Here is a 21777-nt window from a genome sequence, read left to right as displayed (position 1 = left end):
CATTGTTCATTTAGAACAACTAAACTTCACGCTTCGTGCCTAGATTAGTGCTTTTACCCCCATAACAGTGATATTAAAATAGTGTTAACAGGCCCTTGTAGAGTTACAAAAAATTTAATATAACCATTATTTTTATCGCGTATGACTTCGATAATGCCGTACGTTTAAGTAGTCAAATGTTACAGTAACAACAAAGTTTTTCGTTATGCTACATAAAGTAGAAAATATTTCAGGTGGGCTGTTTTGTAGTCATTTTTTCTCAACTGCTAGATAATAAAAAGCCAATTGCTGTAAGTGATCAAAAAATAGGTTTTAGAATTAGCTTTTCAATACTAAAGCTGTCCAATTAACTCAATAATTTGACAACAATTGCAGTTAGCTATTTTAAAGAACCGATTATAACTATCTAGCTTTAGCTGGAAAGCGTCTATTTTTTTATAACTATACATTATTCGAATTGATAAAATCCTGTCTTTATTAACTTTGTTATAGTTATTTATTAAGTGTAAAAATATAGAGTTTTATTTTGGTGTGAAATGTTTTTTGTCAAAAAAAATGCTTATAGCTTAAATGCAAAGTTAACTGGCTGTAAGTGTATTGTATTTGCATACTTATCTTAAGTAGCTTTTGATAAGTTGAGTGTGAAAAGTAAACGATTATTTTTACAAAAACTATTATCTGCTATCTATGGAGTAAAATACATGGAAGTATTTTTCTGGGAATGGTCTACATATGCGGTGCGCTGGATACACGCAATAGCAGGGATCGTCTGGTTAGGCTTTTTCTTCCATACTCGTGAATTGGACAGGGCGATGGCGCGTCACAGTGCTACACAGCCAAATGCTGTTGGTGAGGCATGGTCAATTCGAGGTTTTGGTATCTATCGAACAGTTAAATATTTATCTAAACAGGATGATATGCCTTCGGAAAAGTCGTTGGTTTGGTATAAGTGGCCAAATATCGTCACTATTGCGACAGGTTTTTTACTACTAGCTTTGATTTACTACTCACAGGCAGAGTTATACTTAATGGATATTAATGTGTTTGTTATGCCTGCCTGGCAAGCAATTATCCTGTCAATCTGTGGTATTTTATTGGCATTAAGTATTCATGAAGCTATTTATCGCTCAGCCTTGAAACAAAATGAAAAAGCTATTCTTATTGTGAATTTTATCTTTCTTACAGGACTTAGTTTTTTTTATAGTAATTTTTTTTCTGGTCGTGGCACATTTATGCAAATGGGAGCTACGTTAGGATTATATGTTACTTCTTACTTTTTTATTAATATTCTTCCTTCACTTAATAAGTTATTAAAATATCCTGTTGACGGCCAGCCATCACCTGAAAAACTACAGTGGTTTTTAATGAGAGGAAGGCATAATAACTATCTGGTGCTTACAGTCGTATTTATGATGTTAGCAATGCACTTTCCATTAGCACATTCTGGGAAATATTCCTGGAGTATTATCCCGCTTTTGATAGTGATAGGGGCGGTGATAAGACATTACTTTGATACTTTTCATGAGACAGGCAAGCGGCTTGTGTGGCCATGGGCTGTTACTGTTAGTTTAGCATTAAGCGTAATCTTTTTGAGTGCCCTTGGTACGGTGTTGGTACGTCAGTCTATTCATAAAACAGCTGGCTCTACCCAACCATTTAACTTGTCTGCTGAAACCATTTTACTCAGCCGTTGCAGTATGTGTCATGCTCGAAACCCAGATTGGGTGGGTATTCACCTACCACCCAAAGGTGTTGTGTTAGAAACAAATGATGATATGAAATATTGGGCATCAGAAATTGAGAAGGTGGCTGTTCTATCGAGTGCAATGCCTCCAGGAAACATCACTGGTATTACTGATGAGGAAAGAGCGCTGCTTGGTCAATGGGTAGTAGCAAATGCAAACAAAGAAAAACTGCTATTTTAGTCTTATGGTGCTTTTAAAAGCAAAACCTGAAGTATGGCACCAAAAGTCGGATCTAATGGGCGCGTGTTGGATGTTACTTACCACGTTGTTTATCTCTCTTTTCTTAGCTTCAGGGAAACTTGTAGAAGAAGATATTTCAATATTCCAAGTAGTTTTTTTACGATATGTGACTGGATTTTTAACAGTTGTCTGTTTAGTGGTATCTCATTCAGGTATATCAATACGAAAAGCGTTCAAAACCACTCGGTTATTGATGAACTTAGCCCGTTCTGTGGTATGTGTTGTTGGAATCACTTGTCTTCTATATGCTGCTATGGGAATGCCATTAGCGGATGTAAATGCTATTGGTTTAACACAGAATATGTTTATTGTTCTACTAGCCGTGCTTTTTTTGCGGGAGAGCATCAGTCTTTTACGGTGGGTTTCTATCATATGCTGTGCTGCAGGAGCTTTTTTGATTGCTCTTAGCCAGCCAGAAAGTATTAACAGTTTTTTTCAACTGAACTTTTTTGCGGTAATAGCTTTAGTAGGTGCTCTCCTTATTGCTATAGAGATGATTCTAGTAAAACTGATGGCTATTCATGAACGAAGTTTAACAATGCTGCTTTATGTAAATGGCTTGGGGGTAGTTGTGCTGTGTTTACCTGCTATTGCTAACTGGCAAACAGTAACGATTTGGGAGTTAGTTTGTTTCAGTTTGTTAGGGCCAATTGCAATAGCTGCACAGCTTTGTACAGTCCAGGCTTATCGACTTGCTGATGCCTCATTTTTAGCGCCTATAAACTATTGTGGTATTTTATTTGGTGGGATTATTGGATTTTTTTGCTTTGGTGAAATTCCCTCGGTTAGCGGTGTCATTGGTGCATTATTAATTACTATTGGCGGGGTTACATTAGTGAGAGCCGCTAGTAGAGGAATGAAAAGAGTAAATAAAGAGTGCGTAATAAATACAGATCTAAAATAGTTTGGTGAAGCAAAAATTGAATAAAAAATGGAAAATATCTCAGGAAAAATACAGTTTTTATTAGGTGGTAAAATACACTCTGTTGTCAATATTGCACCATATATGACAGTGTTAGATTACGTGCGAAATTACCTTAAGCTTTCTGGTACTAAGGAGGGCTGTGGTTCAGGTGATTGTGGTGCTTGTACAGTAGTTATCGGCGAACTGGTTAATGAACAGCTTCATTATAAATCTGTGAATGCATGTATTACTCTTTTAGCAACGCTCCATGGTAAGCAGTTAATTACAGTTGAGAACCTGGGAGACAATAATCAACTTCATCCAGTTCAACAAGCAATGGTTGATTTTAACGCATCACAATGTGGTTTTTGTACACCAGGTATCGTCATGACCTTGTATGCGCTTACCAAAAATTATTATATGCCTTCAAAAAAACAAATTTGTTCAGCGTTAGTGGGTAATTTATGTCGATGTACTGGTTATCGTGCAGTTGTAGATGCTGCCGCAAATATTGGAAAGCAAAAGATGTATGAGATAAATGCTGAGCATGAATTTTTTATCATTAACAAACTGAAGGAAATTGACTCTAAAACTGTATTACACTTGACCTCAGATCAAAACCATTTTTTTGCACCTAAAACTATTAGACAGTTAACTACATTATTAGAAGAGTATCCTGATGCTAACCTCCTAGCCGGAGGGACTGATCTTGTTTTACAGGTAAAGCAGAATCATCATATAAATACTGTGATTTATATTGCATCCATCAAGGCGCTTCAATTTATTAAAATACATGGTAACGTTTTAAGTATCGGGGCTGCTGTTACTTATCATGAATGTTCACATATTTTGTCGAAACAGTATCCTGAACTTGCTAAATTATTGGAGCGTTTTGGCTCACAACAGATTCGTCATCAAGGTACTGTTGTAGGTAATATTGCTAATGCCTCGCCAGTGGGAGACATGTTACCTGTATTAATGGTATTAAATGCGCAATTAACATTGAGGCAAGCATGCGGTAGCCGGCAGATTCCTGTGGCTGACTTTTTTCTTGATTATAAGGTGAGTGATTTACAGCAAGGTGAGTTCATACAATCAGTTGAAATACCTTTGGTGGAGTCAGGCTATCAGTTAAAAGTCTATAAAGTATCGAAACGTATTGAAGATGATATATCTGCAGTATTAGCTGCATTCTATTTAAAAATTCAAAATAAATATGTAAAAGATGTATATATCGCTTTTGGTGGTATGGCCGCTAAACCCATGCGAGCAATACGCTGTGAGGAAGCATTACGCAACCAGCCGTGGTCAAAAGAAACAGTTGCAGTTGCAGCAGAACAGTTAGTTTATGATTACTCCCCATTGTCTGATGTTAGAGCGACAGCATGCTACCGGATGAAAGTGGCTAAAAATCTGCTTTGGAAATGTTTTATTGAAACAAATGATCCTGCTTTTCTTACCAGGGTAACAGACTATGCGTAAACTGCCTGCTATTAAAGTCAAACAGCCAGCAGCTGTTGATTGTGTAGTGGGTAAGCCTGAAAATCACGAAAGTGTATTTAAGCATGTTAAAGGGCAAGCGATTTATATTGATGACCAACTAGAAATGAGCAATCAGCTACATGCGGCAGTAGGAATAAGTCAAATTGCTCATGGAAGAATTAAGAAGCTTGATTTAACTGCAGTCTATAAAGCGGAAGGTGTCATTGCTGTTGTAACGGCAAAAGATGTTCCTGGACAGCTGGATATTGGACCTGTATTTCATGGGGATAAACTATTAGCAAAAGATATCGTTGAGTACTACGGCCAACCTTTATTTGCGGTGGCTGCATGTTCTCATCAACAGGCATGGCAGGCAGTAAAATTAGCACAAATAGAATATGAGCCAATACCACCGATTCTAGAGGTTTGGCATGCTTTAGAACAAAAAAGTTTTATTCGTCCTTCGCATGTTATGCAACGTGGAAATGCCACTTTAGCTATTAATGATGCCCCTCATCAAATTACAGGACAAATAAACATTGGAGGGCAAGAGCATTTTTATTTAGAAGGCCAGATTGCCTATGCTATTCCCTCAGAAGATGAGGGGGTTCTGGTTTATTCATCAAGTCAGCATCCTTCCGAAATTCAAAAAGTAGTAGCTGAGGTGCTTAATATTCCATTTAGTCTTGTTACTGTCGAGGTTCGCCGATTAGGCGGAGGCTTTGGAGGAAAAGAAAGTCAAGCTGCTCCCTGGGCTTGTCTAGCCGCACTGTTAGCTAGAGTAACTCGGCAACCAGTCAAACTTCGTTTAAATCGACATGATGATATGGAGATGACGGGTAAACGACATCGCTTTGTAAACAGTTACCGTATTGGTTTTGATGATAGTGGTCGTATTTTAGGTGCTGAATTTACGCTTAATGCTAACTGTGGTTACTCACCTGACTTATCAGATGCCGTTGTCGATCGTGCTATGTTTCATGTGGATAATGCATATTATCTTGATCAAGTTAAGATAGTTGGAAACCGCTGTAAAACAAATTTAGCTTCAAATACAGCATTTCGAGGCTTTGGTAGTCCGCAGGGTATGATAACCATGGAGGCGGCAATTGATGATATTGCGCGTTATCTGGGAAAAGATCCACTAGTCATACGTAAAATTAATTTTTATGATAGTAAGTCAACTCATAGGAACATTACACCTTATTATCAAGTTGTAGAACAAAATATTCTACCGACACTCATAAATCAGCTTGAACAAAGTTCTGATTATCAATGGCGGCGGATACAACTACGTAAGTTTAATGTCGAAAATAAAATTTTGAAAAAAGGATTATCACTGACGCCAGTTAAATTTGGTATATCATTTAATGTTAAACATTTAAATCAAGCAGGAGCATTAATTCATATTTATACTGATGGAAGTATTCACTTAAATCATGGTGGTACTGAGATGGGACAGGGGCTACTTACTAAAGTTGCTCAAATTGTGGCTGAAGAGTTTAAAGTTGATAGCAGTAATGTATATATCTCAGCCACACGTACTGATAAAGTACCTAACACCTCTGCTACAGCTGCCTCTTCAGGTACTGATCTTAATGGTAAAGCGGCACAAAATGCAGCAAAAATTATTAAAAAAAGGTTGATAGAATTTGCCTATCAATACTTTTCTGTCAATAAAAATGAAATTGAATTTGTTGATAATTACCTGAAAGTTGGCTCGAGATTAATTCTTTTTGCTGAGCTAATACAGCTTGCGTACGTTAACCGAGTTTCTCTTTCAGCAACCGGTTATTATCGCACACCAAAAATTTATTATGATCGTGAAAAATCAGCAGGCCGCCCTTTCTTTTATTTTGCAAATGGAGCTGCAGTTTCAGAAGTTATTGTTGATTGCTTAACAGGTGAATATAAAGTACTTAGAGTGGATATTTTACACGATGTGGGTAGGAGTATAAATCCAGCGATTGATATTGGTCAGATTGAAGGTGGGTTTGTGCAAGGTATGGGCTGGTTAACCTCTGAAGAATTAGTATGGAATGATCAAGGACAATTACTAACGACAGGTCCTGCCACTTATAAAATTCCTACAGTAGGCGACATGCCTATTGACTTTAGAGTCCAATTATTTGCTGACGTTCCGAATCCTGAAAATACTATTTATCATTCAAAGGCGGTGGGAGAACCGCCTTTAATGCTCGCTATTTCTGTTTGGACTGCTATTCGTGATGCTATTTCCAGCCTTGCTAACTATTCTATTAGCCCTAGGCTTGATACACCTGCTACTCCAGAAAGGGTTTTACAGGCAATCGAGCAACAATGTACCGCAAGTGAAGTAGGTTTATGATGGTTGCAAGCTGGATAGATGCTATTTCTCAACTCAATAGAGTGGACAAAGATTTTGTTCTGGTTACGTTACTTGCTACCAAAGGATCCACTCCTCGTAATGCGGGTACAAAGATGGTGATAACACAAGATGATTTCTTTGACTCAATAGGTGGCGGCAATCTAGAGTACCAAGTGATTGCATTGGCTCGTAAAATATTAGCGGACTCGACTGTTCATCAGCATATAGGTTACTTTCCTTTAGGGCCTTCACTTGGTCAATGCTGTGGAGGAAGTACTGCTGTTCTGTTTGAGAAATTTACTGGAAGTTATGTCTATGTCATGTTGTTTGGGGCGGGCCATGTAGGAAAGGCATTAGTTTCAATTTTGAGTGAACTGCCTTGTAAAGTTCATTGGGTGGATAGTAGAGAAAATGAGTTTCCAGTTTATATTCCAAGCAATGTGACGCTAATTAATATTGATCAGCCTGAGGCAGCTGTGAGTGAAATGCCTGTTAATAGTTATTACTTGATAATGACGCATAATCACCAACTAGACTTTTTAATTTGTGAAGCAGTTTTAAAGAAGAGTGATTTCAGCTATTTAGGTTTAATTGGCTCAAAAAATAAGTGGAGGCGTTTTCAACAAAGGCTAAAGTATAAAAACTTTAGCGAAGAAGTTATTAGTCGTATTCAATGCCCAATAGGTTTGTGTGAAGTGCCCGGTAAACGACCTATGGAAGTTGCAGTTTCTATCGCGGGAGAAATTATCAATCATTATCAAAAAAAACAGTTAGAACAAAAAAGTGTGAGTTGGCAAGAACTTAAACATCTATACAGGGAAAGCGGGCAAAACTCCCTTAGTGAAACCAACTCAAACTAAAGGTTGAGTCTATATAAAAAAACAGTATAATTTTCGCTTGACATTTATGGCTCGTAGTTGGGTATCCATTTACGAATCTTCCTCTCCGTATTATCGCGGCTGCTGAACCCGATAAACGTAAGAGGATTAAAAATGTTTCATACTCGAGATAGAGCCTGGAGAAGGTTCAAAAATCACGTAAACCACAACAAGGGAATGGGTTCTAAAGACCTATGGAAACCTGAGAAAAACTGGAAAATGGTATATCTTCGTTCAGAAAAACTTTCTCGAGCAAAACAGTTAGGGTTTCCGTATCCTCGTTTGAGTTGTCGACAATTGCTTGATAAAGAACTGTTGATCAATGACTAAGCCCGTTAACTTATTGTTTATTTGTAGTCGTAATCAATGGCGAAGTCCTACCGCTGAAACTGTATGGAAAAACGATCCAAGGTTTTATGTCAGATCGGCTGGCACTAGTCCACGCGCTAGGAGAACTGTTAACCCAGCGGATATCCGCTGGGCGGATGTTATTTTTGTGATGGAGAAAAAGCATAAAAATAGACTTCAAGCTGCCTTTGGCCGATTACTAGAATATAAGCCTGTTTATGTGCTTGATATTCCTGATGAGTATCACTATATGGATCCTGAGCTGATCCTTGAGCTAGAGGACAGAGTGAATCACTTGTTAAGCAAGGATACATAATTCCATTTTAGCACCCTGTAAATCTTTTCTAGTGGGTCCGTCTGCTGAGACTATCCGTGTGTTTCGATGCTGTGGCCTATACTCTCTTAAGGCCTGTTAACTCTATTTGAATCACCACTGCCGTAGACTATTTTTTCACCTAGCAAGGCACAAGGAATATCGTGTAGTCATTCTACATAAATGACTTGTAACGCCGCTAGGTGGAAAAATAATCACGGCCCGAAGGGGGATGACGGTAAAAACACTACTCGTTATTGCTCATTGTTCATTTAGAACCACTAAACTTCACGCTTCGCGCCTAGATGAGTGCTTTTACCATCATAACAGTGATATTCAAATTGTGTTAACAGGCCCTAGTGGTTGCTATGCTTTTACTCCTTGCATAGAAAGCAGAAAAGATTAGTGAGTTTTGATAGTCTTTGAGTGGGATTTATGAATAAGTACTATTTACTCGTGTTGTGGTTGGTTATCACTGCTCAGAATACCACTGCCTCAGAAGAAATGTCAGATGAACAAAAAATTGATTTTTATATCAATACGCTTGTTTTAAGTAAATGTACTAGGCAGATAGAATATTTGTGCTCTAAGCTCAAAAGTTTCAAATATGGGGATATGCCCAAAATAGCTCAAGCAAGCCATTATGTCAGCGAAATTCATGCCGGTAATATGATGTTCAGCAAAGCATTAGAATATCATAATGTTTATGCGCTCATTTATTTTGATGTCAAAGATGGAAAGACTTATTTTTCTGCTTTTCAATTTGTTGCAGGTGATAAGAGGGCGGACCAACAAGTGAAAAGGTTTATGTATTTGCAAAACAGTAAGGAGAATACACTGAGCTATGATTTAGATAGATTTATTTTAAAGTATAAGAGTAGACAAACTTTTGTTCAGTGTGAAAAGCAAAAAAAACAGTTGCTTTGTAAACAGGATGGTTCAATGTTTGATGAGGTATATTTTAGAGCATATGGTGGGGATATTTATATGTTTGCTTTAGGTCAGATCCCTAAAGCGAAAGGCAGCATGGATACAACGCCAGGCTTTTATATCTCAAATATTGGAAGAGATATATCTATCCAAGAATAATTTTTTGGTTTTTATTTTGTCCCCTCTAAAATCCTTTTCACAGGACTGCTCTTACATTTTTTCAACGTCTAGATTGTATTCTAAATAGGTGCTGCTTTAGCAAAGTCTGGCTGATGGCTGCAGAACTGTTTGCCGCATGGATGCGGCAGTCGAGCCTCCAGGGACGGATTCACGGCGTGTTCAGCAGGCATTGGGCTGGCTTTGTGTAGTCAGGTAACTAATTTCACTACTTTGTTATAAAATGCTAAATGTATATACAAATATCGCTTTAAAGGTTGACATTTTGGCCGCTTACTTTTAATTGTATATACAATTGATGGCGCCATTAATGTAACTGGTGTTCTATAAATATAAGAAACCATTTTATCCTGAGCGAGTAACAGGCTATGCATGATAACCTGAGGGTATGTGATCACATTTGGCTTAATGCACGTATTGCTAGCATGGACCCAGCGGTTGATAGGGAATATGGGTACCTTGAAAACTATGCCTTAGGCACTAAGGCAGGCTTTATCCATGCGCTTGTGCCGATGTCTGAAGCGGTTGAGTTAAACTCATCTGTTTCCTGTACCGACTTACACCAACAATGGGTTACCCCTGGACTCATTGACCCGCATACTCACCTTGTCTTTGCAGGCAATCGAGCGAATGAGTTTGAACAACGTTTACAAGGTGTTGATTATCAAACCATTGCACAGCAAGGTGGTGGTATCCAGGCAACGGTTAGAGCGACCCGTGAATTATGCGAGGCAGAATTGTATGAGCTTGCCAAGCAGCGACTGCAGTCATGGCTTAGTGAAGGGGTCACGACGATTGAAATCAAATCTGGCTACGGACTGACTCTAGCCGATGAGTTGAAACAACTGCGGGTGGCACGCCAATTAGCAAGAACGCTTCCAGTCCGTGTTAAGACTACTTTGTTAGCAGCACATGCACTCCCTCCTGAATATCAACACGATGCAGATGCATACATTGATTTTGTTTGTCACACCATCCTCCCCGCAGCGGTTAACCAAGGCTTAGTGGATGCAGTCGATGTTTTTTGTGAAACGGTTGGGTTTTCAAAAGCACAAAGCCAGCGTGTTTTATTAACGGCTGAGCAACTTGGTTTATCCGTCAAAATCCATGCGGAACAGCTTTCCAATCAGCAAGGTGCTGCTATGGCTGCGTCTCTAGGGGCTTTATCGGCAGACCATCTCGAATATTTGGATGAGGGTGGTGTAAAAGCCATGCAAGCTGCAGGAACAGTCGCTGTGTTATTACCTGGTGCCTTTTATTTTTTGCGTGAAAAGCAATTACCCCCTATTGAGCTATTGCGTCAGTATCAAGTCCCTATAGCACTTGCGACGGATTTTAACCCTGGAACATCCCCACTAGCTTCATTGCAGCTCATGTTAAACATGGCCTGCACGTTTTTTCGGCTAACACCAGCTGAAGCACTGGCGGGTGTTACACGTCATGCAGCCCAGGCGTTGGGGATCGCCGATGAGTGCGGGATGATTAAGGTAGGAATGAAAGCGGATTTTTGTTGCTGGGATATAGATCATCCTGCAGAGCTTGCCTATATGGTCGGTACTCACTCATTACGTTCTCGTGTTTTAGGAGGGCAGGTGGTGTCGGCTTAAAAACCTTCACAAAGAGGAGATGACCTTGGAAGGTAGCAAAAAATAAGTAAGGCAATAAAGATAGGTAGAGGGGAGCATGGAATCAAAAATAGCATTGAAATGCTGGAAACCCACGCCAGCAACTATTTGGCAAGGCCGAGAAGATACTGAAGAAGGAACAGCAGGCTATCGCTGGCATCAACAAGTGCAATGTTTATCCAAGCCTGATTGGCCTACTCAAGGCACAGTCTTATTGGGCTTTGTCTGTGAAGAGGGTGTGCGTCGTAACCAAGGGCGTGTTGGTGCTGCTGGGGGACCGGAGGCTATTCGTAAAGCACTCGCTAACTTACCTTGGCATGATGAAATCATTGCCCACAGTGAAATGCTGAATATTCAGGATCAAACAATACAAGCGGGTACTCACACATTGTCTAAAGCTGCAATTTGGGATGGAGGTGATGTGATTTGTGCTGAAGAGGATCGTTTACTTCAAGCTGATCTTACCCAAGCGCAGCAAACCTTGGCTGATGCCATTACAGGTATTTTTCAAGCGGGTGCCAAGCCGATGGTGCTGGGCGGGGGGCATGAAGTGAGCTTTGGTAGCTTTTTGGGCTTGGCCCAGTGGGCACTATGCCAACCACAGCTCCCCCGAATTGGCATTCTTAATGTAGACCCGCACTTTGATATTCGAAAACCCGGTTCCAATGGACCTTCATCGGGTACGCCTTTTTATCAAGTGGCACAGTGGTGTGAAGCGCATAAATGGCCTTTTCATTATGGCTGTCTGGGCATTAGCCGCTGGAGTAATACCCAGGCGTTATTCCAGCGAGCGGATCAATGGCAGGTTCAGTATCGGTTCGACACTCAACTTTCCGAGGGGCAACTGCCTGAAACGCTTAGCTGGATTGATGCCTTTGTGGCAGAGATCGACTGGTTATACCTGACCATTGATATGGATGTGTTTCCTGCCGCACTTGTTCCTGGGGTTAGTGCACCAGCTGCTATGGGCGTTCACCCCTGGGTGGTTGAGCACATTATTAGTCATTTACGTCAGCACTATAGCCATAAGTTGATGCTGGCCGATGTTGCAGAGTTAAACCCTACCTATGACCGAGACCAAATAAGCGCCAAAGTGGCTGCTCGATTAGTGGCTAATTTACTGCAATAAATCGTTAGAAATAACTCATAAAAAATCCAATTAGTTAGGATGTAAGCGAGGAGAGCCAACATGAAGCGTCATGATTCAAGCCGTAAGATTCGTGCTTATCGAGGCACTGAGTTACATACGAAAAGCTGGCTGACGGAAGCCCCATTGCGCATGTTGATGAATAATTTAGACCCCGAGGTTGCAGAGAAACCCCAGGAGTTGGTGGTGTATGGTGGCATTGGTCGTGCTGCTAGGGACTGGCCTTGTTACGACAAGATTGTTGAAGTACTACAGCGGCTTGAAGGTGACGAAACCTTATTAGTGCAATCAGGTAAACCAGTTGGTGTTTTTAAAACCCATGCAGATGCACCGCGCGTGTTGATTGCCAACTCGAACTTAGTGCCACACTGGGCAAACTGGGATCATTTTAATGCGCTCGATAAGCTGGGCTTAATGATGTATGGCCAGATGACGGCGGGTTCATGGATCTACATCGGTTCGCAAGGCATTGTACAAGGCACGTATGAAACCTTTGTCGCTGCGGGCAAACAGCATTTTAAAGGTGATTTATCGGGGCGTTGGATACTGACCGCAGGCCTTGGGGGAATGGGGGGCGCTCAGCCACTGGCCGCAACAATGGCTGGAGCAAGCTGTTTAGCAGTAGAGTGCGATGAAAGCCGGATCGATAAACGCCTGGAAACCCGTTATTTGGACCACAAAGTATACAGCTTGGATGAGGCTTTAGCGCTTATTGAACAGCATTGTGCACAGGGTAAAGCGGTATCAGTCGGTTTATTGGGAAATGCAGCAGATGTATTTCCTGCCCTGGTTGAGCGCAATGTGCTACCTGACTTAGTTACGGACCAAACCAGTGCACATGATCCACTGAATGGCTACCTGCCAAAAGGCTGGACTTTGACGCATGCTGACGAGATGCGTGAGCGTGATCCTCAGGCAGTTATTAAAGCAGCTAAAGTATCGATGGCTGAGCAGGTTCAGGCCATGCTGACATTGCAAAGCCGTGGTGCCAAAACCTTTGATTATGGCAACAATATTCGGCAGATGGCTCTTGAAGAAGGGGTTACCAATGCGTTTGATTTTCCTGGTTTTGTACCTGCTTATATCAGACCCCTGTTTTGTGAGGGTATAGGGCCTTTCCGCTGGGCAGCACTTTCTGGTAATCCTGACGATATTTATAAAACCGATGCCAAAGTCAAAGCACTCATTCCCGATAACCCTCATTTACACAATTGGCTAGACATGGCCCGAGAGCGTATCCAATTTCAGGGTTTACCTGCACGTATTTGCTGGGTTGGGTTAAAAGATAGAGCCAGACTGGGACTGGCATTTAATGAGATGGTTCGTCGCGGTGAGTTAAGCGCGCCTGTTGTCATTGGCCGTGATCACCTGGACTCAGGCTCTGTCGCTAGTCCTAATAGAGAAACTGAAGGTATGATGGATGGTTCAGATGCCGTATCCGACTGGCCACTATTAAATGCCATGCTAAATACTGCCAGTGGCGCAACGTGGGTCAGCATTCACCATGGTGGTGGGGTTGGTATGGGATTCAGTCAACATGCTGGGTTTGTCATTGTGTGTGATGGTTCTGAGGATGCTGACCGCCGTTTACAGCGTGTATTACGTAATGATCCGGCGACAGGGGTTATGCGTCACGCTGATGCCGGTTATGACATTGCTATTAATTGTGCCCAAGAGCAGCAGCTGGATTTACCCATGTTGGATGCATAAAAAATAATACAAGTGCTTATATATCCGAAATTGCGATATATGAATTAAGCAATATAAAACAATACTAAAAAGGTCGTGCAATAGTTAATGAAAACTGTGTAAATCTAATTATATTGCAACGACCTGTTAGCAAAGGACCGGAGAAAGCGAGTATGGATCATATGAAGTTGCAACCGGGCCAATTAACATTGGCGCAACTCAGGCAAGTGTGGCAAAGCCCTTGCCAGGTTTCCTTAGATGATCAGGCATGGTCAGCTGTTTCAGCCAGTGCTGATGTAATTGCGCAAGTGCTGGCTCAAGGGCGGACAGTGTATGGTGTGAACACCGGGTTTGGCGTTTTGGCGAGTACCCGTATTGCTGATGATGAACTGGAAAAACTACAGCATTGTTTGGTGCTATCTCATGCTGCTGGGATCGGTGATCCACTGGATGAGCCTGTTGTTCGGTTGATGTTACTGCTGAAAATTAACAGTTTAGCCCGAGGCTTTTCTGGAGTACGGCTTGAGGTTATTCAAGCACTTTGTCAATTACTTAATACTGGAGTTTATCCGTTAATTCCTGCTCAAGGCTCAGTCGGTGCTTCAGGTGATTTAGCGCCTCTAGCGCATATGGCTGCCACGCTTATAGGTGAGGGTGAAGCATTTTATAACGGAGAGCGGATGCCTGCGAAGGTGGCCTTAAAGCAAATCAATATGGAGCCGCTTACTCTGGCCCCTAAAGAGGGCTTAGCGTTATTGAATGGCACACAAGCCTCAACCGCACTTGCTTTGGCAGGACTATTTGCTACAGAAGATGTGTTTGCTGCAGGAATGGTGACTGGTGCAACGTGTGTGGATGCCACCTTGGGCAGTCGTAAACCATTTATGGCTGAAATACATCAAGTGAGGGGGCATCAGGCACAAATTGATGTGGCATCAATGTTTAGAGACTTATTGGATAAAAGCCAAATAGAAGCCTCTCATGTCAATTGTGATCGTGTGCAAGATCCTTATTCGCTGCGTTGTCAGCCTCAAGTGATGGGAGCCTGTTTACAACAGATGCGTCATGCCGCAGAAATCATTATTACAGAAGCGAATGCGGTGTCTGACAATCCTTTGGTATTTGCAGACGATATTGTTTCAGGTGGGAATTTCCATGCAGAACCTATTGCTATGGCAGCCGATAATTTAGCATTAGCCATTGCAGAGGTGGGGGCTTTGTCTGAACGTCGTATTGCACTGCTGGTCGATAAACATATGAGTCAGTTACCACCTTTTTTGGTCGCTAATAGTGGTGTGAACTCAGGGTTTATGATTGCGCAAGTAACGGCAGCGGCACTAGCCAGTGAGAATAAGAGCCTGGCTCATCCTTCTAGTGTTGATAGTTTACCGACCTCTGCCAATCAGGAAGACCATGTTTCAATGGCAACCTATGCTGCACGCAGGTTGAAAACTATGGCGGCAAATACAGCGGGTATTATTGCGATTGAGTGGTTAGGTGTTGTACAGGGGTTAGACTTTAGGAAGCCATTATTAACTTCTGAGCCATTACAGCAGGCATATAATATATTACGAGAAAAAGTGAAGTTTTATGAAGAAGATAGATACTTCTCTCCTGATATTGAAATAGCTAGTCAACTTATTCAGCAAGGTGTATTGTATCCATTGATTACACAACCATTGTTACCTAGTCAGGCAAACAAATGCGTGTGACTTTAATAAAACACAAAGTGTGTAGGTAATTATATAAGGAGGCGTTCACGCCTCCTTTTTTGTAATAAGCTTTAATTAATTTAAGTACGACTATAATTTTTATTAATAAGTTAGCTATAAAATAAATAACAGGGTTGCAGAGGTTTGAGATGGGTAATTCAACAAACAATGGTGATGAGAATATTGACCACCGTTTGCAGCTAAGAAACTTAAAGCTAGAAGACTACGATGATATAAAAAATATTATGGATCGAGTGTATCTTCAAATGGGGGGAGGGTGGCCAAAATCGAAGTATCGAACCATGCTAAAAACTTTTCCCGAGGGACAAATCTGTATTGATGATAATGGTGTTGTTGTTGCGGCGGCTTTTTCAGTGATTGTAGATTATGACCAATTTGGTGATGAGCATACGTATGATGAAATAACAGGTAATGCTTATTTAACAACCCATGATCCTAATGGGGATGTGCTTTATGGTGTTGATGTATTTGTCGATCCTGAGTACAGAGATATGCGATTAGGCCGTAGGTTATATGAAGCAAGAAAAGAACTTTGTCGAAGTTTGAATCTTCGGGCCATTATTGCTGGTGGGCGAATTCCTCATTATAGAAAGCATGGTAAAGATTTATCACCACAAGAGTACATTGAAGCGGTTAAGCGGAAAGAAATATATGACCCAATTTTAACATTTCAATTGTCAAATGACTTTGAAGTGAAAAGAGTTCTTACAGACTATTTGCCTGAAGATGAAGACTCCAAAGGTTTTGCAACACTGCTTGAGTGGTTCAATATTTACTATAATCCAAGACGTCGTAAATTATTTGGGGCTAAAAAGAATACGGCGCGGATAGGTTGTGTACAATGGCAAATGCGTGAGCTGCATAGTGTTGAAGATTTACTCCAACAAGCAGAATACTTTATTGATGCATTATCAGACTATCGTTGTGACGTTGCATTGTTTCCTGAGTTTTTTCACGCGCCACTCATGGGGTTACAACATCATAAAAACTCAGTAGAAGCTATTCGTTTTTTGGCTGAGTTTACTGATCAAATTCGGGAAGAAATGTCTAAATTGGCAGTAAGTTATAATATCAATATTATTGCTGGTTCCATGCCGTTAATTGAAGATGATGAGCTTTATAATGTTGCTTATATGTGTAAACGTGATGGAACCTATGAAGCGCAATATAAACTGCATCCTACGCCTCATGAAAAGAAAGACTGGATCATGCAAGGAGGTAATGATCTTCATTTATTTGATACTGACTTTGGACGAGTCGGTGTTTTGATTTGCTATGATGTTGAATTTCCTGAGTTAGCACGTTTGTTGGCAGATCAAGATATGCAGATTTTACTCGTGCCTTTTTGGACGGATACTAAAAATGGATATCTGCGTGTTCGTCGTTGTGCTCAGGCACGTGCTATCGAAAATGAATGTTATGTAGCCATTGCTGGAAGCATTGGTAATTTACCCAAAGTGGATAGTGTTGATATTCAATATGGCCATACAGCTGTATTCTCCCCATCAGACTTTGCTTTTCCTCATGATGCGATTATGGCTGAAACAACACCTAATACTGAAATGACACTGATTGTGGATGTCGATTTAAAGAAATTACAGGTTTTACAGAATGAAGGTTCAGTCCGTAATTTTCTGGATCGACGGCGTGATTTATACCGAATTGACTGGTTGGGTGAATAAAAAAAGATGAGTTTGTTTGGTAATTATTAAGGTAGTTAGGCTATGCTTTTTCTATCACATAATCGAAATAAACGAGCCTGATAATGAAAAGTATAGCATCATTGTATAAATTTATATTTAGTGATCTGTTAGTCTTTCTTCTATTTTTTATTTCTACTTTTTACTCAGGTGTGACACTTTCTAGTGAAAGTGTTAAATTGGATGATAGCCGTTCAGTGATCATTATGTTACCAAGTGGCTGGCAATTAATTAGAATGATGTCACCACCTGAGTTACCCGCAAAAAATATTAATCTTGTTAAAGATGATTATAAAATTTTAGTGACGTTGATTGGCTCTAAAGGTGGTGTTCCTCTCAATATGAGTGATGAAAAGCTGGTTGCTTTGATTAATAAAACATCTATGCAATATGTACCTAATTCTGTACAAGGTAAGATCAGTATAAATAAAATTCAGAACATCTTTACGAGAGGTGGTTATGCGTCTTTTACAGATAAAGTATGGATCGATAAACAGCCTCCTCCCGGGGAGTACAAACATGTGACAAGTGGTGTTCTCGCGATAGGTGATTCAATCATTGCTTCAGTGACTTATCTTTCGAATGAACTAGAAGGGGAAGTTTTCGAAGAAGGACTAGCTATTATCAAAAACTTGAAACTGCAAGAATAATGTAATTTTATAATACGAAGTGATGTAAGTTAAAAACAAGGAGCGCTATAACTTTATATAAAAAAGTGGTGGTATCATGCTTAAGGTTGCCAGAGTAGGAGACAAAGACAGTAAAGGGAATATGATTATTGAAGGAAGTACATTCATGAAAGATCAAGGACTACCAGTGGCTAGGGTCGGTGATAAACTAAGTGATGGCAGTGTAATTATTTCTGGTAGTACAACTGTGCTAGTGGATGGGCGACCCGTTGCAACTGTGGGTAGTCAGGTGAGTAATGGGAAGATTATAATTGGTCCTGGTAGCAGCAAGATCGTCACAGGCTAAATGAGCTAAATGGCTTGTGTATTATGGGTAATTGATTATTAGTTGAGGAATTAATGATCATTTTTGAAACAGAAAGATTAGTTATTAGATATTTAACAGAAAAAGATTCAGATTTTATTTTCAAACTATATAATACTAAACCATTTTTAATTTTTGTCGGCGATAAAAACATTAGATCCACTAATGATGCAAAAGCCTACCTTATCGATGGACCAATAAGAATGTATGCGCAGGAGGGCGTTGGACTGTATCTTGTAGAGTCAAAAGATGAGCAGACACCTCTGGGCATATGCGGCTTAATTAAACGAGATATCTTAGATGATATTGATATAGGATACGGTTTTTTACCAGAGTATTGTGGGTACGGTTATGCTTATGAATCAGCATGTGCTGTACTGAAATATGCAAAACAAATATTGAAATTAAAGCGAGTTGTTGCTATCACAACACCTGATAATGTGCAATGTATTCGCTTGCTCACTAAACTGGGTTTGGAGTACATTGAGGAGCTTGGTGAAAATTGTAAGTCTGATGAAGTATATAGTGATGGCTCTAATGAATTTTCTTATGACAAGAAAATGAGGCTTTACGCGATTAACTTTTAAAAAAATCTTATGATTGGTATTTGAGCTAGCACTTACAGCTAAAGTCGACGTACTAGAGTACAGTTTAGTCTTGTAAACGTAGTTGATTATCTACAGTCAGATATTATGAGTGATTGATTTTTAATCAATAATGCTACCTTCGATACAAAAAACTCTTCAAATCTTTTGTCCATTCCAGCTTCATGGTTATAATCCGCCTTCTAGTATAATTATCGCTGTTGGTCGAATGACCATTGCGTTTTATTTCCACCACACTTTACTTGTTGTGATTTGGGAAATAACGTATCAAATTTTTCAGGAACAAGGTGGGTAATGAAAAAGCGATTTTTCTCTATATGTATATGGTTGTTGAGTGCAGTGTTGTTGGTTGGCTGTTCGGGTGAAACTCGTGTTAAAAGTGACCTTGGTGTTGACGGAGCTCCGGATTGGGTCAATGAAGGAACACAAGCAGTCTCAAATGATGATGGCCGTTTTATTTTTGGTGTAGGTATGGCTCCAAATATCGGAGACTTTTCCTTACAGAAGTCAACAGCTGAAAATCGTGCAAGAGCTGAAATCGCCAGAGTACTATCTGTTTCAATGGATACTGTACATAATGATTATCAGGGTAGTGATGGTGAAGATGTTGATACAAACATCGAACGTGAGATAAATGCACAAACGCAGCTTGTTTTGACCGGGGTAAAGGTTATTGGCCATTGGCGGGACCAAAGTACTCAAGATATTTATGCAATCGTGCAGCTTGATTTGGAAAAGTTAGAAAAGTCTATTAAGCGTGCAGATAAATTAAGCGATAGTTTTAAAAGACGTTTTATCAAAAATACAAACTTGAAGTTTGATCGCTTTATGAAAGGAAATATGTAGTGAATTATTTAATAAAAGTATTAACGGTTGGTGTAGTGAGCTTGTTGCTAACAGCATGTAATATGACCAAAGTTACACGTATGGGAGCAGATGAGTCGATAGACCTCAGTGGAGCCTGGAATGATACTGATTCACAATTAGTAGCCAGGGAAATGATTACTGATGCACTTAGTCGTCCCTGGCTGACTAATTTTTCAGCACATAGAAGTAAAACGCCAGCTGTTATTGTTGGCTCTGTACGTAACTTAAGCCATGAGCATATTAATGTACGAACATTTGTCGCAGAGTTGGAACGAGAGTTAGTCAACTCTGGTCGTGTTGAGTTTGTAGCTTCACGCAATGATCGTAATGAAATTCGTGATGAGCGTAAGGATCAGGATTTACACGCAAGTGAAGATACGCGTAATGCAGCTGGTCAGGAACGTGGAGCAGACTTTATGTTGCAAGGACAAATTAATACGATTATTGATGTAAATGACAATAAACAAGTTCGTTATTACCAAGTTGATTTAACATTAGTCAGTATGGCGGATAACAGAAAAGTATGGTTAGGACAGAAAAAAATTAAAAAGCTTGTTGAAAATAGTAAGTTTCGTTATTAAATCATTTATTTATACACTAAAGGCTACCCTAAAGTTTACTGATGAGAATCATAAGATATAATTACCCCTTTATTTTAGGGGTATTATTATGTGCGTTACTACAGGGATGTTCGATAACGTCAATGCGAGTAAACTCTCTTGCCTCACAACTGGAAAGTGATCCTCCAGAGCAGGTTTTATCTAAATTAGAGAAGATAGCTTTTCCAGAGCGTGATCGAGTACAGTTTCTTTTAAATTATGGAATACTGAAAAGCTTATCGGGAGATTTTGAGGCTTCTATTAAAGACATACAAACAGCTAAAAAAGTTATTCAGCAAGTAGAAGCTATAAGTGTCAGTGAAAATATAGGTGCAGTGACAGTTAATGATACATTAAAAAGTTATGTGGCTACACCGGGTGAACAGATGCTCATACACCAGATTCTGGTAACTAATTATTTACTTACGGGGCAGTTGAATGAAGCACGAGTAGAAGTACTTCAAGCTCAGGTTAAAGCGAAGAAATTTGCGGAGACCAGTGAAATGACAGGTCGTTTAGCGAGTATGGAGTATTTGGCTGGACTGGTTTACGAGCTGCTCAATGAAGTGGATAGCGCAATGATAAGTTATCGAAATGCAGCTCGGTTTATGAAAAAAAGAGAAATGGATATTCCGAGTGTGTTACAGAACAGTCTTTTACGATGTAGCTATTCGCTGGGTTTAAAAAACGAATATAAAGAATATGTTAAGTTGTATGGAAAAAAAGCTGATCGAGTAGATACAAAAAAAGGAGAACTAACCGTTATATTTTGGGATGGTATAGTAAGTGCAAAAAAACAAAACTTTATTACAGTGTACGTACCAAAGTTAGAGCATAATGTTACTCTGGCTCTACCTTATTACCCAGATCAAACTAAACTAATTAATCCGCTGACATTTACTGCTGGAGATAAAGTATATAACACAGTGCCAATTGAAAATGTGGAAAAAATTGTACGAGAAGATCTAGAGGCACAACAAAAAGTTATATATTCAACAGCACTAGCTCGGATGATTACTAAACACTTAGCAATTAAAATGAGTCAAGGGCAAAATACTGAAGGACTTTCAATATTATTAAATATTGCCTCAGTATTAACCGAAGCAGCTGATGTAAGAAGCTGGAATATGTTACCTTCATCAATACAGGTAGCCAGAGTTAGGTTAGCTCCTGGTCGCTATCAATTATTTCCAAGTAAAGTAAAGGAAAAAATAGCAGCAGAAAAGAATAATCTTTGGGATAAATTATTCTCTATTACACGACTCAAAGATAAAGCTGAAGAGCCATCGTTATCCACATCAATAGTGAAAGGGAAAAAGCTTGATGAGTTTATGTTAGATATAAAAGCGGGGCAGAAAGTACTGCTTTTTATACCGGGAGTGACAAATCGGGTTTATAGTCACTATATGTAGTGGTTACTTATTGTGTGCTTTAAAAATTATTTAAGGTTTTAAT

The 21777-nt window shown here is 39.8% G+C and carries 18 protein-coding genes; all 18 read left to right on the top strand.

The genetic code is table 11. The annotated features are described in order from the left end of the window. The first annotated feature begins 701 nt into the window (after window positions 1-701). The 18 genes from KHS79_RS14595 (at window position 702) to KHS79_RS14510 (ending at window position 21734) form a co-directional block, all read left to right on the top strand. The gene (locus KHS79_RS14595; RefSeq protein WP_212719941.1) at window positions 702-1925 is read left to right on the top strand and encodes a urate hydroxylase PuuD; all 1224 of its coding nucleotides are present in this window, start codon (window positions 702-704) and stop codon (window positions 1923-1925) included. Further along, a complete protein-coding gene (locus KHS79_RS14590; protein ID WP_212719940.1) occupies window positions 1897-2889 on the top strand; it encodes a DMT family transporter in 993 nt (330 codons plus the stop codon). Before KHS79_RS14595 ends, KHS79_RS14590 begins: the two co-directional genes overlap by 29 nt. Before the next feature lie 27 nt (window positions 2890-2916). Continuing rightward, window positions 2917-4371 carry a xanthine dehydrogenase small subunit gene (gene xdhA, locus KHS79_RS14585; RefSeq protein WP_212719939.1) on the top strand — a complete coding sequence of 485 codons (1455 nt, stop codon included), beginning with the start codon at window positions 2917-2919 and terminating at the stop codon, window positions 4369-4371. After that, window positions 4364-6718, top strand: a complete 2355-nt coding sequence (gene xdhB / locus KHS79_RS14580; RefSeq protein WP_212719938.1) for a xanthine dehydrogenase molybdopterin binding subunit — start codon at window positions 4364-4366, stop codon at window positions 6716-6718. Before xdhA ends, xdhB begins: the two co-directional genes overlap by 8 nt. Continuing rightward, complete coding sequence (gene xdhC / locus KHS79_RS14575; RefSeq protein ID WP_212719937.1) at window positions 6715-7578, top strand: xanthine dehydrogenase accessory protein XdhC; 864 nt, start codon at window positions 6715-6717, stop codon at window positions 7576-7578. The genes xdhB and xdhC overlap by 4 nt, the downstream gene beginning before the upstream one ends. 340 nt (window positions 7579-7918) lie before the next feature. After that, on the top strand, window positions 7919-8260 hold the full coding sequence (locus tag KHS79_RS14570) for a low molecular weight protein tyrosine phosphatase family protein (protein WP_027709093.1): 342 nt from the start codon (window positions 7919-7921) through the stop codon (window positions 8258-8260). Between the two features lie 432 nt (window positions 8261-8692). After that, window positions 8693-9346 (top strand): hypothetical protein, encoded by a 654-nt coding sequence (locus KHS79_RS14565; RefSeq protein ID WP_027709092.1) that lies wholly within the window; start codon window positions 8693-8695, stop codon window positions 9344-9346. 386 nt (window positions 9347-9732) lie between these two features. Beyond that, window positions 9733-10971, top strand: coding sequence for an imidazolonepropionase (gene hutI / locus KHS79_RS14560; RefSeq protein WP_212719936.1), 1239 nt, complete (start codon window positions 9733-9735; stop codon window positions 10969-10971). A 76-nt stretch (window positions 10972-11047) separates the two neighbouring features. Beyond that, entirely contained in the window at window positions 11048-12118 is a 1071-nt protein-coding gene (hutG, locus tag KHS79_RS14555; RefSeq protein ID WP_212719935.1) for a formimidoylglutamase, read from the top strand. A gap of 60 nt (window positions 12119-12178) precedes the next feature. Beyond that, the gene (gene hutU, locus KHS79_RS14550; protein WP_212719933.1) at window positions 12179-13846 is read left to right on the top strand and encodes a urocanate hydratase; all 1668 of its coding nucleotides are present in this window, start codon (window positions 12179-12181) and stop codon (window positions 13844-13846) included. 152 nt (window positions 13847-13998) lie between these two features. Then, complete coding sequence (hutH, locus tag KHS79_RS14545; RefSeq protein WP_212719932.1) at window positions 13999-15537, top strand: histidine ammonia-lyase; 1539 nt, start codon at window positions 13999-14001, stop codon at window positions 15535-15537. Window positions 15538-15686: 149 nt separating this feature from the next. Then, window positions 15687-17240 carry a bifunctional GNAT family N-acetyltransferase/carbon-nitrogen hydrolase family protein gene (locus KHS79_RS14540; RefSeq protein ID WP_212719930.1) on the top strand — a complete coding sequence of 518 codons (1554 nt, stop codon included), beginning with the start codon at window positions 15687-15689 and terminating at the stop codon, window positions 17238-17240. Between the two features lie 83 nt (window positions 17241-17323). Continuing rightward, window positions 17324-17908, top strand: coding sequence for a hypothetical protein (locus KHS79_RS14535; RefSeq protein WP_212719929.1), 585 nt, complete (start codon window positions 17324-17326; stop codon window positions 17906-17908). Window positions 17909-17984: 76 nt separating this feature from the next. Beyond that, entirely contained in the window at window positions 17985-18233 is a 249-nt protein-coding gene (locus KHS79_RS14530) for a PAAR domain-containing protein (RefSeq protein ID WP_212719928.1), read from the top strand. A gap of 53 nt (window positions 18234-18286) precedes the next feature. After that, window positions 18287-18838, top strand: a complete 552-nt coding sequence (locus KHS79_RS14525) for a GNAT family N-acetyltransferase (RefSeq protein ID WP_212719927.1) — start codon at window positions 18287-18289, stop codon at window positions 18836-18838. A gap of 312 nt (window positions 18839-19150) precedes the next feature. Then, entirely contained in the window at window positions 19151-19702 is a 552-nt protein-coding gene (locus tag KHS79_RS14520; RefSeq protein ID WP_094788501.1) for an LPP20 family lipoprotein, read from the top strand. Beyond that, the gene (locus tag KHS79_RS14515; protein ID WP_094788500.1) at window positions 19702-20304 is read left to right on the top strand and encodes a penicillin-binding protein activator LpoB; all 603 of its coding nucleotides are present in this window, start codon (window positions 19702-19704) and stop codon (window positions 20302-20304) included. Before KHS79_RS14520 ends, KHS79_RS14515 begins: the two co-directional genes overlap by 1 nt. 122 nt (window positions 20305-20426) lie before the next feature. Then, a complete protein-coding gene (locus KHS79_RS14510) occupies window positions 20427-21734 on the top strand; it encodes a hypothetical protein (RefSeq protein WP_212719926.1) in 1308 nt (435 codons plus the stop codon). Window positions 21735-21777 lie beyond the last annotated feature (43 nt).

The sequence above is a fragment of the Zooshikella ganghwensis genome, assembly GCF_018263875.1.
Lineage (GTDB): Bacteria > Pseudomonadota > Gammaproteobacteria > Pseudomonadales > Zooshikellaceae > Zooshikella > Zooshikella ganghwensis.
Note: the sequence above shows the minus strand (reverse complement) of the source record. Positions and strands in the feature narration are given on the sequence as shown.